Raw genomic sequence first — 15,928 nt, 5'->3', positions numbered from 1 at the left:
TTTTTTTGCCGAGACAAAAGAGGAAGCAACCGATTATATTTTAAACGTTGCACGCGAGAAGAAAGCCAGAAGTGTTGTTAAAGCAAAGTCTATGGTGACTGAAGAAATTGGTCTGAATGATGTGCTGGAAAGTGAAGGACTACGGGTCACGGAAACAGACCTTGCTGAATATATTCTGCAAGTGGCTGGTGACGCACCTTCACATGTGGTTGTACCAGCTATCCATAAAGACCGACGCCAAATAAGACAGATTTTTCACGATAAGCTCGGTTATGAAGGATCTGATACCCCAGAGGAGATGACTAGGTTCGTCCGCGACTTTATTAGAGATGATTTTTTTACTGCTGATATAGGTATTACAGGTTGTAATTTCGCAGTTGCACAAACCGGTTCAATCAGCCTTGTCACAAATGAAGGTAATGCGCGACTTTGTACCACATTACCGAAGACCCATATTGCTGTAATGGGAATGGAACGTATAGTACCGACCTTCAGTGAGGTTGACATCATGATAACTATGTTGGCACGGAGCGCAGTAGGTTTAAGGTTAACAGGATATAATACTTGGCTGACAGGGCCGCGTCAGAAGGATGAAAGTGATGGCCCAGAGGATTTTCATCTTGTTATTGTTGATAATGGTCGCTCATCCATCTTGGGAGCTAAATTCAATGATATTCTGCGTTGTATCCGTTGTGGGGCGTGCATGAACACTTGTCCAGCCTACAGACACATTGGTGGACAGGGTTATGCTTCTATTTACCCTGGGCCAGTTGGTGCTGTTCTGACACCTTTACTTGAAGGGTATCGAGATTTTAGTTTTCTTCCCCATGTTTGCTCCCTGTGTACTGCATGCGATTATGTCTGTCCGGTTAAGATACCTCTTTCTGGACTGATTCGCAGACATCGGGAAGAAATGGTAAAACAGCGTATCCCTCCAATAGGCGAACGGATTGTAATCAATACGTTTAATATGGTGAATAGCCATCCTTTGCTTTGGAAAGTGGGTATTTCTGTAGGGGCTCACATGGCACACTGGCTAATCAATAATGGAAGGATGCCTATCAATATTGGTCCCATCAGGGAATGGACCCGAGAGAGGGATTTACCTGCGGGAGATGGAGAAAGTTTCCGTACTTTGTTCCATCGTCATCAGAAGGAGAACAAAAATGGCTGACAGAATGGAATTTCTTAACCATTTGGCAAAACGCTTAGAGCGTGATATTCGGTTAAATCCGGATCCTATGCCGACGCCCGTTAATCTCTACCCTGAAAACCGTCTGACAGATTTATCCAGCGATGAATTGTTCGAACTGTTTCTTATGCGTTCTGAACAAACGGGTAATAAGAATTTTATGACCCCATCATCGTTGCTCATTGAAACAGTGAATGACGTCTGTCAAATATACGGTTCACCGATTATGCTAGCCGATTTATCTGGCCATAAATTACCCAATCTGAGTACAGAGCTGCAGAAATATTATTCTGTTTCTATTCAGACTCCATCATCTGGTATCGAGAACACAAAAATTTCCCAACAAGCTAAAATAGGGGTTGTCTTCGCTGATTATGGAATTGCTGAGTCTGGAGGGGTTGTGCTTTTTTCTTCACCAACTCAGGCTAGATGTATCAGTCTACTTCCTGAAACTACAGTTTTTATTTTAAGAAAAAGCTTAATATTACCATCTGTTGCTCAGTTAGCCCTACAACTCAATGCTTTTTCAGAGCATGGGGATAACTTGCCTTCTTGCGTTAATATTATTAGTGGACCAAGCTGTACATCAGATATAGAGCTAATCAAAGTAACGGGGGTTCATGGGCCGGTGAATTCAATTTGCTTGATAATTACTGATGAGTGATATTGAGGTGGATGTCAAATTACCGAAAGAAAATTAGGAAATTTGGTATGATCTGATATATAGATAGGAACTAAGTTGAATTGTTTCGTCAGTGGCAATATGCCACTGGCGGGGTATAATTTTGATTTATTTGTAATTCCATAATGTTAGCGGTATATGTGATTATTTTTTGGGAGTAGGAAGTGAGAAAAAATTTCATCAGGAAAAATATAAAAGATGTTGAAGAGTGGATCGGTAATAATATAGAGTCAGGTATAAACTCAGCTGATGTTGTAAAGGCATCTGGATATTCCAGATCGTATTTTTTAAGAGAATTCAGTAACGAAAAAAATATAAGTGTATCCTGCTATATTAGATTTTCGAGATTAGAGCTAGCATCTAAACTGCTAACGAATACAAATTTAAGTGTTAAAGAAATATCAAAAAAATTATCGTATCCTAGCCAGAGTTCATTTTGTCAATGTTTCAAGAAACACTACCATATATCACCCACCGAATATAGGTATAAAGCTTTTTGTGCAAGGGGGGCAAACTAGAGCCTATTCAGTTATTCTGCGAATAATCACGTTTCCTACTCCACTCAGGAGTAATAGGGCATCTTGAGTTGAACACACATCAGAGGGTGGGATTTGTTTATCTGGGGAAAAGCCGACATTTTTCAAATAGCAAAGAAGGACTGCAAAACCAAAACGGCTGGCGGGTTTACGGTGTGCACCGATAAGCGCCAAATCATGCTCACTAAAATACGTAATTCGGGTCAGCATTAACTCATCGTCCGGTAATGCCAGTAATGATTCTCTATCCGACAGAGAAAGGATCTACCTCCTTGCCATATAGTTTTCCTCATAAATTATTCGATGCAGTATTTTTAACAAAAATGGTTATCGCATAAGGGTACACCCTGACGCCATAATCAAAACGTGACGGCACACGCTGAAAGACATAACCTATATGCGATAGATTAAGTGCAATAACCTAAATGCGATAACGCGGTGGAAAAATGTTCATCAGAGCTTATTTAAGGGCATCGACGGAAGACCAGTTCGCCGATCGGGCAAAAGAGATGCTGGAGCAGTTCGTTCAGGAACGAGGCCATAAAATCGCCAGCTACTACCGGGAAAATATCAGTGGCACAAAACTTGAGCGCCCGGAACTTGGACGCTTACTGATGGACAGTCACCACAATGATATTTTACTGGTCGAGCAGATAGACCGTCTGACACGTCTCAGCAACAGCGACTGGATGCCCCTAAAAAAACAGATAGAACAACATGAGCTGCGAATTGTCAGTCTTGATGTGCCTACATCATGGCAGGCACTGTCAGATAAGGCCCCTTCGCAGGCCGACCCGATCACCCGCGCCGTGATAACAGCCATCAATAACATGCTTATCGATCTGATGGCCGCAATGTCACATAAGGACTGGCTGAGCCGCCGCCAGCGGCAAAAACAGGGAATCGAACGGGCTCATACAATTGGAAAGTACCGGGGTAAGCAGGCCGATCAGGAACGGCATCAGAAAGTCTTGTACTACCGGCAGGTAAAGAAACTGAGTATCCGGGAAACGGCGGATGCTACAGGCTACAGTGCTTCACAGGTTTGCCGGATACAAGCGCTTCATAAAAATAATGAAAATGCCTGAAAGGCTGGAATAACGGTGTTTCTTTGCAGTCATGGCGTAATAGTTAGTGCCCTGTAACAACTTTTGTGATTAGCAGCCTGACGCATCATCTATGTAAGGAAAGTCCGCTGCGTGACAAAAGCAGACGCCACAAAAGCAGAATACATAAATCAATGAACTGGAGCCCGCCACTAACCCAAAATTTGACCCTGTCGATGATTTGTTTATAGTATTGCTCGGCCTCGAACTAATTTGGGTTCAGGCCTTATGTCTCTCAGTTGTTCCTGGCAACAGACAGGCAATACATACTAGTTATGGAGAATCTGACAACCGTTATGCGTATTACGCCACCCTGAGTTTTTCCTTCCTCCGTCGTACTGAGCGAACCTCAGAACGCACTCAATAACATCCCGTCTGCGGATGTGTTTTACCGTACATAAAAATGCTGCCCTCAGGGGCTGACTGTATCTAAAAACTGAGAAATTACTATGTTGCAGTCCTCGACGCGTAAGGACTGGCTGGGTAACGTCCGTGGTGACGTTCTGGCTGGTATTGTTGTCGCGCTCGCACTCATTCCAGAAGCGATCGCCTTTTCCATTATCGCCGGTGTCGATCCCCAGGTGGGCCTCTATTCGGCGTTCTGTATTCCTCTCGTTATGGCCTTCTTTGGCGGGCGTCCGGCGATGATTTCTTCATCCACCGGTGCAATGGCGCTGCTGATGGTGACGCTGGTAAAAGATCATGGCTTACAGTATTTACTGGCCGCTTCCATACTGACCGGGGTATTCCAGCTGATAGCCGGTTACCTGAAGCTCGGTGGATTGATGCGTTTTGTTTCACGCTCAGTGGTCACGGGATTCGTTAATGCGCTGGCAATACTGATTTTTATGGCGCAGTTGCCTGAACTGACCAACGTGACCTGGCATGTTTATGCCATGACTGCGGCAGGGCTGGGGATCATTTATCTCTTCCCTTATATCAACAAAACCATTCCTTCACCGCTTGTGTGCATCGTGGTGCTGACCGGCATTGCCATGTGGCTGCATCTGGATGTGCGAACCGTCGGCGATATGGGGAAACTTCCCGACAGCCTGCCGGTCTTCCTGCTCCCGGACGTGCCTTTAAATCTCCAGACGCTGCTCATCATACTACCATATTCTGCGGGGCTTGCCGTGGTGGGGCTGCTTGAGTCGATGATGACCGCCACTATTGTGGATAACATGACCGATACGCCAAGCGACAAAAACAGGGAGTGCAAAGCTCAGGGCATCGCGAACATCTGCACATCCTTTATCGGAGGAATGGCAGGTTGCGCGATGATTGGGCAATCCGTTATCAACGTAAAATCCGGTGGCCGCGGACGACTTTCACCCCTCACAGCGGGCGTGGTGCTGCTTTGCCTGATTGTGTTCCTGCGCGACTGGGTATCCCAAATCCCGATGGCAGCGCTGGTCGCGGTGATGATTATGGTTTCCATCGGGACATTCTCCTGGCGCTCCATAGCCAACCTGCGGACACACCCTCTTTCAACCAGCGTGGTCATGCTTGCCACCGTCGCGGTTGTGGTGGCAACACATAATCTGGCCTTCGGTGTGCTGACCGGTGTACTGATTGCTTCGCTCAACTTTGCCACTAAAGTATCCCGGTTCATGCGTGTAACCTCAGTTCTGGAGGGGACGAGCCGGACGTATACCGTCACCGGCCAGGTATTCTTTGCATCAGCAGACCGCTTTACGAGCCACTTTGATTTCCGTGAAGCGATTGAGAATGTGGTGATAGACGTTTCGCATGCCCATTTCTGGGACATCACGTCCGTCAGCGCACTGGATAAAGTGGTCATCAAGTTCCGAAGAGAGGGCACCGAGGTTGAGATACGTGGGATGAATGAAGCCACCCGCACCATTGTTGACCGGTTTGGTGTTCACGATAAACCCGAAGAAGTCGAAAAACTGATGGGCGGTCATTAACAGACCGGAGGGAAAACTATGAATAATACTGTTACAGCCTGTGTGGACGGTTCACTTTCAACGCGGTCAGTGTGTGAATATGCGGCGTGGGCAGCCCGCACTTTGCAATCACAGCTCGCACTGTTGCACGTTATCGAAAAAGACAGCACCCCGGTAGTGTCAGACCTGACCGGCACTCTCGGCATAGACAGTCAGCAATTGCTGACCGATGAGCTGGTAGAAATTGAAGGGCAACGTAATCGCCTGCTGATGGCCCAGGGGAAAGCAATACTGGAAAGTTGTGCTGAACTGCTTCAAAAACAGGGAAGCCCGGATGTGCTTTTGATGCAAAAACACGGTACACCGGATGAAGTTCTGGCAGAGCTGAGCGACCTTCGTCTCATGGTGCTGGGGCGTCGGGGTAGCCAGCATCCGGTAGGCTCTCATCTGGAAAGCGTTATTCGTCTGCAAAAGAAACCCCTGCTGGTTGTTCCGGAGAACTACTCAGTGCCTTCCAGAGTCATGTTGGCTTATGATGGCAGTGAAGAAAGCAGGAGAAACCTGGAACGTCTGACGATGAGTCCCTTACTCAGGGGGCTGGAGTGCCACCTTGTCATGGTAAACGGTAAGAAGGAAGAGCTGCTGACCGCACAGCAAATTTTACGTGACGCGGGTATAGAAAACAGCACAACACATCTTACCGGGCAATCAGTCGGGGATGCGCTTATTCGTTACGCCGAGGAAAATGCTGTCGATCTGATAGTGATGGGGACCTACGGTCATTCCAGGTTGCGGCAGTTCTTTATCGGTAGTCATACCTCCGAAATGCTGCAAAAGACGCAGCAACCGCTTCTGATCCTCCGTTAGCACTGATTTTTTAAATAAAAAAGGGCGAGTTCTCTCGCCCTTCGTCACTAGGATACGGATAAATATCATGAATGTCCGTTTCTCGCTCAAAGCTGCCTGTCAACGTGGTCAGTTCCCTTAGCGCAGATCAGGGGTACAAAAAATCACCTTAACGTACAATAATTTTCGATATCCAAACTGACCCCAGATAGATCGCCTGACACGTCTCAGCAATAGTGACTGGATGACGCTGAAAAAGCAGATAGAACAACATGAACTGCGGATTGTCAGCCTGGATGTGCCCACCTCATGGCAGGCACTGTCAGATAAAGACCCTTCGCAGGCTGATCCAATCACCCGCGCCGTGATAAGCGCCATCATTAGTCCTGACCACGTCCGGCCAGCCTTAGCGTAGCTAAGGATAATCGCGAAAATATACTACGGCAGAGGCTTAACGTCAGTATTTCTACTGCTAAGCATAGCTGTGGTCACGAATGCCGCCAGGACGCGGCGTAGCCGGAAATGCAGCTTCAATATTCGGGTTAAGAATGCCGAGCAGCGCGCAGGCATTCCGGGAATGCGCCAAAGGCGCATGGAGGCGCCCTCAGAAGTTGGCCAGAGCACGGTTGTTAATGGCGCCGTAGCCCGGCGCAGCCGGTTACGCTGTTGATAGGTTCCACCAATCCATTCCTTAGTCCTGCTAAGCCAAACCCGCTTAAAGCGATGTAGAAGCATCATTATGCGGTCGGAGTGGCCACGACAAGGCTTTTGCCGCAGTCGGGGTGTATCTCCGCGTTAGCGTGCCGTAGGGACGCTTACGAGCATGTACCTAAAACAACCCGTAACATAACTCACAGAAACACAAATCTTCTAGTTACAACATCCACTTTAAAAGCGACTCATTTCCGGCCCAAAGGGCCGGGGGCGAGGCGCTTTGCAGTGGGAGAGGTTTCGCTCTGTGGTGGCCGATATGCACGGATTGCTGTGTTGATGTCGAGAGTGTTGTCACTAAAGTGATTTGTATGGGGCCCGTCGCATAGCGATGGGAGGAACTTAAACTTCTGAGCAGCACGGTATGGCCGTTGCTAGCGAAGGCATTATTGGTTTTTTAGTTGTCCCCGTTATCCACCGATTTTATCCAACGAATAATAACGTATTTATTACTGAGAATACGTAAGGGCGAAGCCCTGAATGAATTGCAGGTTATTACTGGTTAGTTGCAAGTAATCCCTTTTGCCCGTTTGCAGATAAGTGTGGATAAAATCATGATGACCGCGTTTATGGCACACTTTCGGCATCAATGTGGCCTTTCTCGGTCTGGCTTTGCAGTTTTTTGGGTCGATATTGGATGACGGATGTGGGGAAGCCTCCGCAGGGCGCGGATGGTTTAAAAGTAGGCAAGGTTAATGTGGCGGTGGCGACCCCGGAGGCTGGAGGTTCACCAGCTCTAGCTGGTAAAGCTTCGTCCAGACCATTTTTTCGAATTGTTGTGGCGTCAGGTGCTGTGTCAGACCTTTCATTGAGCGGAATATCTGCTCGGCGACTTGGCGTTTGCGCTCATCAAACGGCAGGTCTTCCAACTGGCGGCGCTGTTTGCCTTCGATGGCTCGAGTACGGCGACTGAGGATAGTTTGTTGACGGCAACGTTCATACCAGCGCTGACGCGCTTCTCTGACCGTCAGAAACTCCCCCGGCTGCAAGACGCCGTCCTTAATAGCACGTAGACGTTCATCACGCTCGGCGCGCAGCTTGTCCATGTCGACACCCGTCATCCGCCAGCCGATATCCGTGATGATGATGTGCTTAGGGAAACGGCAACCGTTCACAAAATCCCATTCGGTTTCGGGCGACAGAATAACGTTGAACTTGGCCAGTTCATCGATAAGGCGAGAGACGCGGGAGGTGGTTACCGCTTGTTCAGCAATCACATGGCCATCGTCATCGTGCGGGCTGAGTTCTTCAGCCAATCGCGTGATATTGATGGTCACAATGCCCGTGGCCAAGTCAGCTTTATTTATCAATAGCACAAAAAGTGCATCCAGAAGACGTCGACGGACTTCACGAAACGCACGTTTGCGGTCGCAAAACGGACGTAAATACGTAAAGAGAGGATCGGAAGACACACGGCGACGTATAACCCATTCACCGGTGGTTTTATCCCGGCTCATCAGGTTACGCAGAGCGCGACCGTGTTGTTTGCTCAAAGGTTTATAGTGCGCAGGCCGCACATAAAGCGGGGAAGGACATTTGCACACCGTGGAATGTTCTCCCCGATGGCGTCTATCTTCTTTGCGATTTTGGAGTGGACTTACATTATTCACGCCCGCCGACACTTATGGCGGTCTTCGGGTATTGTTTTCTGATTTGCATGCGTTATAATCTCTTACAGGCCAGCGCCTGCTTTGTGATCCCCTGATATCTGAGTCTTCCGCCAAGTTGATAACAGATTTCGGGGGATTTTTGCATTCAAGGCCCGCTGTTTTGAGCCTTTTCCCTGAGCATTTAAGGATATGCCCTATCCCATCACGAAGTCCGGTCGATGACCGATCCCCGCTTTAATCCATTTTCAGCGCAATTTAAGGGCAAATTAGCCTAAAATTCAGCGCAGAGTGCGTAAATCTTACCGTATTTTCGTTGTCTTGCAACCAATGGATCGTGAAGATCTGATTTGGTATCACTAATTCTTCTTTTGGCCCATTAGGTTCACCCGTCACGGTGACGTCTACGCCCATCTATCCTGCGCTAAAAACCCCTCCATTAAAAGGCACACTTTCCGTGCGTGAATAGTAACCAATGAAAATATATCGATTCACAACAATATGTTGCATCACGCACTCCTGAGCTTTTGTGATATACGTCACGTTATATACTCTTTTTTTGAACAGTCGATTTATCCGACAAAATGGCAACTATCGATCTAAAAGATCGTCTTTTCTTCTATTTCTGGTCAAAGGATCTAATAAATGAATCTGTACCAGCATTTTATGCCACAAAAACAGGCATTTAATAAAATATAAGATCGACATTTTAACTTTTAATAGATTTTTAGATCGTATCTACTATTACAACTAGTTTAAAACACTATTCATACAAGAACATTCCGCCATGTGTTCTTCCGGTGTTTTAAAGACAAGAATAGGTTGAGCTATAACGCTGTCAGAACTGCAGCCAACGTGCTTAGGTGCGCGTCCATAAGCCTGCTTCAGCGTTATCACTGAATGTATTCGCCCCCACATGAATACAGAATGGTCCCTACGGGGATCGGTTCGTGCGGAGCCTTCATGAATATTGAACACGTGCAGCACTATCAGTGGTTTTTAGCGCAATACATCACAGGGGGACGTAATAGGGAGTATTTGTTTGACTGGTTGTCTAGTCAGCACATGGTGCCTTGGACGCCGTTAACGGTCACTCATATCAAACGCAGCGATAAGATGTACAGCTATCGCAAGCGAGTGACTCCGGTTTTTCCCGGTTACTTTTTCTTGAAAGCCAACTTTGAAGTACATAGCATCGCGAACATTCGTTGCCATACCGCTTTCTGCGACTTTGTTCATGTCGGTGGGACCATCAGTCCTGTTAGACCAATGATTGTTGAAGCATTAATGAAAACCTATCCAGATGTCACGCTCAATATTGCGGCACAACCTGAGTTAGAAGCCGCCTCACGTCTTTGGTTAACACAAAAGCAATATGATTATTTGCTGGCTTTGGATAAAACATCACAGCCTATATCTCGGATCAGTATGTTGTACGAATTGGCGTTTAACACCGCCAACACCGCTTTCTCTCACTTTCCAACACCAGAGAAACTTTGAACCATGTAGCAAGTTCCTTTTGCCCCAATGGCCCCACATTTTGGGGCATTTTTTTGACTATTTTGGCCTGATGCCTGACCGGCACCTTTCGATGAACATCCCCCGTTCTTTTGCCGTGAACTGTCTCAACCCTCGTTAACCTCAAGACAGCTGGGAAAACAGGCATCAGTCCAAAATAGTTTTCTACTCACCTTTGGTATCGCCTATGTCTCAACTCGAAAACCCGGTATCACATCTATTGTGGTGCATGCTGGTTGCTCTGCGTTGCGCCCATGATGACACACCCTTTCAATCTGAATCTTCACAACGAAAATTTCTGGCTCAGTGGCTCACTCAAGCACGTAGAGTGAGAACTTTTTCTGGATTAGCCAGAGAGTTCAGTTCTCTACGAGAGCTTCTGGCCAAAGACAAACACATGCCCATCGAAGGTGTCTTAAGCGCGCTTTGGGAACAGTCTGTGCTGAGTGACCAATGTGATTTTATTCGCTTACGTGATGCCAAAAATGCTCTGCATAGCAATCACTGGCGCAGCTGCGTGTGCCGTTTTCCAGAAGAAATCACCCTCGAAGTCATGAACAGGGCAAAAACGCGATACAACCACTATTTGCAGCTAACGCGTACAGAAGAGTCATTTCAGGCCACAGGACAAATGAGCGCGCCACTGACGTTTCAACTTATCCTGAGTAAAGAAAATACCAATTTTGAACAGACATTTTATCTTCATGGCTTTGCCGTCATGCGCGGAGCTGAAATGGCATTAGGCCGCACGGTATTACGCACACTGTACATTGGCATGTCGTCGTTATCTGAAAGTGTGTGGGGAGCAAAACCCGATAAGCTTTGGACACCGCAATACCACTGATTTTTCCAGCAACACCATCCCACCTTCACATTTCCCAGCTGTTAACGATGGAGAACACTATGTCTGATATTTGTGATCGCGCCGACGAAGAGATGGAATTTTTAAATCAGTTTCAATTTACCCGCACTTATTCATTACATCGACCATCAGCCACGCATTGTTGTGACTGTCACGACCCCATCCCTGAGCTGCGGCGCAAAACACTAGCGGGCGTCCAACGTTGCGTGGATTGCCAGTCCATTATCGAATTAATCTCATAATAAAATAAGGAACCTCATATGCAGCGTTGTTTTTCACTCAAAAAACACTATGCCCAAACGTTAGAGTTTCAAGCTATTCGTTCAACAAACGCCTGCAATATCCCGGTCAGTGCGCGGCAAGTGCTCTGTGCGCTAGTCGAGCTATTGCCAGCACTTGACCCCGACCAATTAAATGAAGCCATCACAAGGCTCAACCAGAGGAAAAATCCATGATTCAGCCCTCAACAATTACCGCGCCTTAATTCTCATGTTTGGCCGCATCAAACCATTTTCTTAGACCCAAGTGATGAAAATATAAAACTCACACTATGGAGACCCCATGAAACAACACGCTGTAACTGCTCTAGGGCTGTTGCTCAGTGGCTGCGCGGCACAGGGAAATCATGTATCTGATGTGCCAGCCAATGATGTTGTCGATTCGATGATGGCGGTCAATACACAGAAAGTCAGCTTCGTACAACAACAACTGATTGCTGCCCTGACGCCTGTTTTGCCTGCACCTCCCCGAATCTCTCGCACAACGTCTTCGTTCCTGACTCAAAACGCCCAAGTATTACCACACCCCAAGACGAACAATGCGCCGTCGCGTACTCCAGTAGCGACATCAGCACGCTTACCGACATTAACCTATCTCGGAAAGACGCCGACCATCCCCGCATTGGCGGCAGCAGGTAAAGCGCCAACGCTCCGGCAAGCCCTCGTTAACATTGTGCCGAACGATTGGACCATCCACTATGACATTGGGCTTAAACCCGAGGTAAGGCGTCCGCTGGCATGGTCCGGTAATGACCAATGGCCTTATGTTCTCAATCGCGTTTTGGCACAAGAAAAACTCCGCGCCGAGATAAACTGGTCTGAACAAAAAGTGTCGGTATTTGATGCAGCCCGCACTAGCGTGACCACACCAAAAGCGACGGTCATCAAATCTGCAACAGACAAATCGGTGGGCAAAAACCCCTTCACAGGTGGCGTCACCAAAAGCGCAACCGTCGTGGCCACCACAACGCGCCCCGTGGTTAAATCTCCCGACATTATGCCACTTATTTGGCGGGCGAATACCGGTGTCACCCTGAAAGATACGCTGCTGGATTGGACGATACGTGAGAAGTGCGCAGTCGGTGGTAACTGGAAACTCGCATGGAATACCAGCGTCAACTACCGTATTGATGCACCACTGGTGTTCACCGGTTCGTTCCAGAAAGCCATCAACGATGTATTTATTCTCTATGGTGCCGCTTCTACTCCACTCTATGCAGCCACACAGTCAGCGCAATGCGTGCTTCTGGTTGATGATAAGGAGCCTCGCTAATGCCTTGGATATTCTATTTTCTCGGGTTGTTCGCGGTGGTGATTTATGGGGGATTTCCTGCACCGTCCGGACAGGCGCGGGAGGAACAAAATATCCAGAATCAGCTGCCCCAGCAGGCCAGACAGACATTCACTTATCTCACCGCCCTGAATGACTGGCGATATAGTCACCCTTTAGAAAATGGCACTATCGATGCCAGCCAACTGGGTATCCCTCTCTCAAACCATCTAAAAAATCAGGTCGCCAACAACCGTCTGTGGGTATGGCAACCGACGAAGCCCGGACTGTTTAATGCTCTGTTGGCCCAAAGCGGTCGGACGGCATTAGTGGGTCAGGTCCGCAATCGGCGACTCTTTGATGCCACAAACACCGATATGCAGGTTGTGGTACCTAACACCGTGCCTGACGGCAGTCTGGTCTGTCTTAATTAAATAAGAGAACTCCAATGATGAAGAAAACGCTCACTGCGTTGGCGATGGCGTGCCTGCTCGCCGGCTGTAGCACATTAGACAGAATTGACTCACTGGGTAAACAAGCCAGTGAGAACGAAAGCATCACAACGAAACATCTGCAGACCTTAAAAAGCGGCAATGTCGTTCGTGAGCTCCCGAGTCAGTGGATAAACCCGGTTCCACTCAACGCCAAAGGTCACGATAGCGAACGGCTGCCCGCCTGCCTTATTCAGATTAATCGTCCCGGTGCCATATCACTCAATGACATCAGCGCCTTTATTACCCGTACCTGCAACATCTCTGTGGTGCTCACCCCCGACGCACGCCAAATAACGCAGGCCAGTGGGGCGACAGAGCAAATTAAAGGAAGTTTACCCGCACCTGACGCGAACGGCATGTTACCACTGGCACAGATGGGAGGCAGTTCACCAGCGCCGTCATTATCACGCCAGAGCGACGGTCTCACCCTGCGCGGTGTCTACTGGAAAGCCTCACTCGACGGATTTCTGGACAATATTACCGCCCGGCTGGGACTCTCTTGGCGTTACGAGGAAGGCCGGATAGTTATTTACTATCTGGATACACGTAATTTCCCCGTCTTGTTTATGGATTCACAAGCGGGTTTTAGTTCGAAAACGGTCAGTGGCACCACCTCTTCAACGGGCAGCAGCGGCGGAAGTAGCGGCGGCATCAGTGGAGACTCTAACACCTCGCAGTCCACCGACATGAGCATCAAGTCAAATCTGTACGGTGATGTCTCTGCGACGGTGAAAGCCATGCTAACCCCAGGCGTGGGACGCATGAATCTGGCCGCCGGTGTTCTCACGGTGACCGATACCTCGCGCGTACTCTCACAGATAGGTCGATATATTGACGACCGTAACCGTGAGTTAAACCGTCAGGTGGTGCTGAATGTTCAAATCTACAGCGTAGAAAACAAACGTTCTGATCAACTCGGCATCGACTGGGACGCCGTATTAAGCCTTGGCAGTGTCAAAGCGACCTTCTCAAACGCGTTCACCAACGCTAGTGACTCGATGGCCAGCGGCGGGGCGATGGTCGTCGATGGCAAAGGGGCGGGAACAAAAGCACTGGTCAAAGCCTTATCAGAACAAGGCAATGTCAGTGTTGTGACGCAGGCATCCAGTCTGACCACCAATCAGAGTGCCGTACCGATTCAGGTCGCCCTGCAGCAGGACTATATCTCTGATATTACCAGCGATCAGACAGCCAACGTCGGCTCCAGCGTTTCTGCTACACGCTCAACGATAACCACCGGCTTTAACATGACGGTGTTGCCGTATTTGATGCCTGACAGCAGCCATATGCAGCTGCAGTTCAGCGTCAATATGTCTGACGACCCAACCATGCGCACGGTTAAAGAAGGTGAGAACAGTTCTGTTGAACTGATGAAAACACGCCTCAAAACCTTCACGCAGCGCGTCAACATGAAGTCAGGTCAAACGCTGATTTTGAGCGGTTATGAGCAACTCAATACCTCCGCAGACCATCAGGGCGTGATTACGCCTCGCTTCTTCGGACTGGGCGGCGGTGCAAGCGGTGAGCGAAACCGGACACAGCTGGTCATGCTCATCACGCCAATCATTCTGGGGTAATGACTCATGGAAAAACTGCATAATATCTACGTCGTTGACCATGAAAAAGGTCACTACGTTGCGGGGCTAAACTGGGAGGTCATTACGGCCCAATCGACCCGGCGCTCACGCAAGAAAGCCCACGGGGAAGGTGCTGACCATTACTTGGTATGGCGAGCAGAGAAATCGCTTCTTGGGATGGCGGCACTGTCGGCTTTTAGTGAAAACAAAGACCGTCAGCCTTACCGGTCTCTGGCGTTGCATCTTCTACCCCAGTTGCCACAAAACGGGTACATCGTACTGCCCTTATCGGAGACACAATGGTGGTTCGTGGCCATGCTCGGTGGCCAGTTATCACCACTCAGTGATATTGTCGGTTCTGTCGAACAGATCAAAAAAGCCATCGACGTCTTTGTCATGATGAACCCCCTGCCAACCGCTGGCTGGCAGGTCGTGGTTCCTGAAAACTTTGGTCTTGAGAATACACAGCCACCGCCAAGCCTGAGTGACCTACTGACGCGTAGTCAAGGACGCAAGACGCCGCGTCTATCACCGACCAATGTCAAAGCAGCGGCAATGTTATGGCTTGTGCTCTTAGGTATCCTTATTGCCGGCCACTTTGGCTGGCAATACTGGGAGCAACGCAAGGAAAACGAAGAAATAGCGGCGGCACAGGCCGAACTGGCGGCGCGACGAGCCGCCGTTAAAAGTGAAAATGGGCATCGTCCTTGGGCAGATCTGCCACGTTTTAATACGATATTAAGAACCTGCCACAATCACTGGAAAACACTGCCACTGTCTATCGCAGGCTGGACGTTTGCACAGGCGCAATGTACGCCGACTGGGAGTTTAACGGTCGACTACGCGCTTCCTGAAGGCGGCACCGTAGCCGATTTTGCCAATCGACTGCCCTATTGGTATCCGGGAGTTGCGGCAGGATTTAATATTCCCGGTGCGGCCAATATGGGCAGTTTTACGCTCACGTTTCCCCCGCCACCGACCACTGGGGCGGAAAATGTGCCGAACAATGCGATACAAACGCAGCGTTTCACCAGCTTTGCGCAGCGGATCAATGCCGCACTGCAAATCGTCAAACAAGACAATTCACTACGTGATGAAGCCGGCAATCTCATTGACGTCCCGTGGAATACCTATGCGTTTACCTTTGTCACAGACATTCCCCCCGACCGCCTGTTTTTAACTCAACACTTCGATGATACCGGACTGCGTTTGGCGCAGGTGTCATTGACTCAGCGTGACGGTCTTCTGACTTATACCCTAGAGGGATATCTCTATGCTGCGAAATAGCCTACTTGCTTCACTGGCACTCTTTCCCGTGCTGGTTTTGGCTGCACCTGAACCC

15 protein-coding genes and 2 pseudogenes are annotated in these 15,928 nt (G+C 48.6%); 15 read left to right on the top strand and 2 right to left on the bottom strand.

The features are described from left to right. The 3 genes from HMPREF3091_RS09835 to HMPREF3091_RS22175 all read left to right on the top strand — a co-directional run. On the top strand, positions 1-1,174 hold a 1,174-nt coding region (locus HMPREF3091_RS09835; protein WP_070715573.1), incomplete at its 5' end, for a LutB/LldF family L-lactate oxidation iron-sulfur protein. Next, a complete protein-coding gene (locus HMPREF3091_RS09830) occupies positions 1,167-1,856 on the top strand; it encodes a LutC/YkgG family protein (protein WP_070715571.1) in 690 nt (229 codons plus the stop codon). The genes HMPREF3091_RS09835 and HMPREF3091_RS09830, both read left to right, overlap by 8 nt. Positions 1,857-2,038: 182 nt before the next feature. Then, a complete protein-coding gene (locus HMPREF3091_RS22175) occupies positions 2,039-2,392 on the top strand; it encodes a helix-turn-helix domain-containing protein (protein ID WP_083321403.1) in 354 nt (117 codons plus the stop codon). A gap of 78 nt (positions 2,393-2,470) precedes the next feature. Here the strand turns inward: HMPREF3091_RS22175 and HMPREF3091_RS22170 are convergent. Then, positions 2,471-2,674: pseudogene (locus HMPREF3091_RS22170) on the bottom strand (DUF4158 domain-containing protein); the annotation flags it as partial. 182 nt (positions 2,675-2,856) lie between these two features. Between HMPREF3091_RS22170 and HMPREF3091_RS09825 the strand changes: the two are divergent. The 4 genes and pseudogenes from HMPREF3091_RS09825 to HMPREF3091_RS22165 all read left to right on the top strand — a co-directional run. Continuing rightward, the gene (locus HMPREF3091_RS09825) at positions 2,857-3,498 is read left to right on the top strand and encodes a recombinase family protein (RefSeq protein ID WP_070715570.1); all 642 of its coding nucleotides are present in this window, start codon (positions 2,857-2,859) and stop codon (positions 3,496-3,498) included. A 467-nt stretch (positions 3,499-3,965) separates the two neighbouring features. Beyond that, on the top strand, positions 3,966-5,444 hold the full coding sequence (locus tag HMPREF3091_RS09820; RefSeq protein WP_070715569.1) for a SulP family inorganic anion transporter: 1,479 nt from the start codon (positions 3,966-3,968) through the stop codon (positions 5,442-5,444). 18 nt (positions 5,445-5,462) lie between these two features. After that, a complete protein-coding gene (locus HMPREF3091_RS09815) occupies positions 5,463-6,290 on the top strand; it encodes a universal stress protein (RefSeq protein WP_070715567.1) in 828 nt (275 codons plus the stop codon). A 184-nt stretch (positions 6,291-6,474) separates the two neighbouring features. Continuing rightward, positions 6,475-6,648 (top strand): annotated as a pseudogene (locus HMPREF3091_RS22165) (resolvase); the annotation flags it as partial. Between the two features lie 1,024 nt (positions 6,649-7,672). Here HMPREF3091_RS22165 and repA read toward each other — a convergent pair. After that, positions 7,673-8,524 (bottom strand): plasmid replication initiator RepA, encoded by an 852-nt coding sequence (repA, locus tag HMPREF3091_RS09810; protein ID WP_256385880.1) that lies wholly within the window; start codon positions 8,522-8,524, stop codon positions 7,673-7,675. A 1,026-nt stretch (positions 8,525-9,550) separates the two neighbouring features. Here repA and HMPREF3091_RS09805 point away from each other — a divergent pair. The 8 genes from HMPREF3091_RS09805 (at position 9,551) to pilO2 (ending at position 15,873) form a co-directional block, all read left to right on the top strand. Beyond that, positions 9,551-10,087: a transcription termination factor NusG gene (locus HMPREF3091_RS09805; RefSeq protein WP_070715564.1), complete on the top strand. Its 537-nt coding sequence runs from the start codon at positions 9,551-9,553 to the stop codon at positions 10,085-10,087. A gap of 205 nt (positions 10,088-10,292) precedes the next feature. Continuing rightward, positions 10,293-10,949: a hypothetical protein gene (locus tag HMPREF3091_RS09800; RefSeq protein WP_246839972.1), complete on the top strand. Its 657-nt coding sequence runs from the start codon at positions 10,293-10,295 to the stop codon at positions 10,947-10,949. A 47-nt stretch (positions 10,950-10,996) separates the two neighbouring features. Beyond that, positions 10,997-11,209: a TraR/DksA C4-type zinc finger protein gene (locus HMPREF3091_RS22990; RefSeq protein WP_371328682.1), complete on the top strand. Its 213-nt coding sequence runs from the start codon at positions 10,997-10,999 to the stop codon at positions 11,207-11,209. 18 nt (positions 11,210-11,227) lie between these two features. After that, positions 11,228-11,422 carry a hypothetical protein gene (locus HMPREF3091_RS09790; protein ID WP_070715561.1) on the top strand — a complete coding sequence of 65 codons (195 nt, stop codon included), beginning with the start codon at positions 11,228-11,230 and terminating at the stop codon, positions 11,420-11,422. A 106-nt stretch (positions 11,423-11,528) separates the two neighbouring features. Further along, positions 11,529-12,518, top strand: coding sequence for a toxin co-regulated pilus biosynthesis Q family protein (locus HMPREF3091_RS09785; RefSeq protein WP_070715560.1), 990 nt, complete (start codon positions 11,529-11,531; stop codon positions 12,516-12,518). After that, positions 12,518-12,949 carry a type IV pilus biogenesis protein PilM gene (gene pilM, locus HMPREF3091_RS09780; RefSeq protein WP_070715559.1) on the top strand — a complete coding sequence of 144 codons (432 nt, stop codon included), beginning with the start codon at positions 12,518-12,520 and terminating at the stop codon, positions 12,947-12,949. Before HMPREF3091_RS09785 ends, pilM begins: the two co-directional genes overlap by 1 nt. Before the next feature lie 14 nt (positions 12,950-12,963). Next, entirely contained in the window at positions 12,964-14,586 is a 1,623-nt protein-coding gene (locus HMPREF3091_RS09775; protein ID WP_083321402.1) for a PilN family type IVB pilus formation outer membrane protein, read from the top strand. A gap of 6 nt (positions 14,587-14,592) precedes the next feature. Then, positions 14,593-15,873: a type 4b pilus protein PilO2 gene (pilO2, locus tag HMPREF3091_RS09770; RefSeq protein WP_070715557.1), complete on the top strand. Its 1,281-nt coding sequence runs from the start codon at positions 14,593-14,595 to the stop codon at positions 15,871-15,873. Positions 15,874-15,928 lie beyond the last annotated feature (55 nt).

The organism is Hafnia sp. HMSC23F03, assembly GCF_001816025.1.
GTDB classification, from domain to species: Bacteria; Pseudomonadota; Gammaproteobacteria; order Enterobacterales; family Enterobacteriaceae; genus Hafnia; species Hafnia paralvei.
This window is presented reverse-complemented; position numbering and strand designations above follow the sequence as displayed.

What these genes read in the sequence shown, in the direction of transcription:
- pilO2 (WP_070715557.1), top strand. Translation starts at nt 14,593, where the DNA reads ATGGAAAAACTGCATAATATCTACGTCGTTGACCATGAAAAAGGTCAC.
- pilM (WP_070715559.1), top strand. Translation starts at nt 12,518, where the DNA reads ATGCCTTGGATATTCTATTTTCTCGGGTTGTTCGCGGTGGTGATTTAT.
- HMPREF3091_RS09820 (WP_070715569.1), top strand. Translation starts at nt 3,966, where the DNA reads ATGTTGCAGTCCTCGACGCGTAAGGACTGGCTGGGTAACGTCCGTGGT.
- HMPREF3091_RS09800 (WP_246839972.1), top strand. Translation starts at nt 10,293, where the DNA reads ATGTCTCAACTCGAAAACCCGGTATCACATCTATTGTGGTGCATGCTG.
- HMPREF3091_RS09805 (WP_070715564.1), top strand. Translation starts at nt 9,551, where the DNA reads ATGAATATTGAACACGTGCAGCACTATCAGTGGTTTTTAGCGCAATAC.
- HMPREF3091_RS09790 (WP_070715561.1), top strand. Translation starts at nt 11,228, where the DNA reads ATGCAGCGTTGTTTTTCACTCAAAAAACACTATGCCCAAACGTTAGAG.
- HMPREF3091_RS22990 (WP_371328682.1), top strand. Translation starts at nt 10,997, where the DNA reads ATGGAGAACACTATGTCTGATATTTGTGATCGCGCCGACGAAGAGATG.
- HMPREF3091_RS09825 (WP_070715570.1), top strand. Translation starts at nt 2,857, where the DNA reads ATGTTCATCAGAGCTTATTTAAGGGCATCGACGGAAGACCAGTTCGCC.
- HMPREF3091_RS09815 (WP_070715567.1), top strand. Translation starts at nt 5,463, where the DNA reads ATGAATAATACTGTTACAGCCTGTGTGGACGGTTCACTTTCAACGCGG.
- HMPREF3091_RS09775 (WP_083321402.1), top strand. Translation starts at nt 12,964, where the DNA reads ATGATGAAGAAAACGCTCACTGCGTTGGCGATGGCGTGCCTGCTCGCC.
- HMPREF3091_RS09830 (WP_070715571.1), top strand. Translation starts at nt 1,167, where the DNA reads ATGGCTGACAGAATGGAATTTCTTAACCATTTGGCAAAACGCTTAGAG.
- HMPREF3091_RS09785 (WP_070715560.1), top strand. Translation starts at nt 11,529, where the DNA reads ATGAAACAACACGCTGTAACTGCTCTAGGGCTGTTGCTCAGTGGCTGC.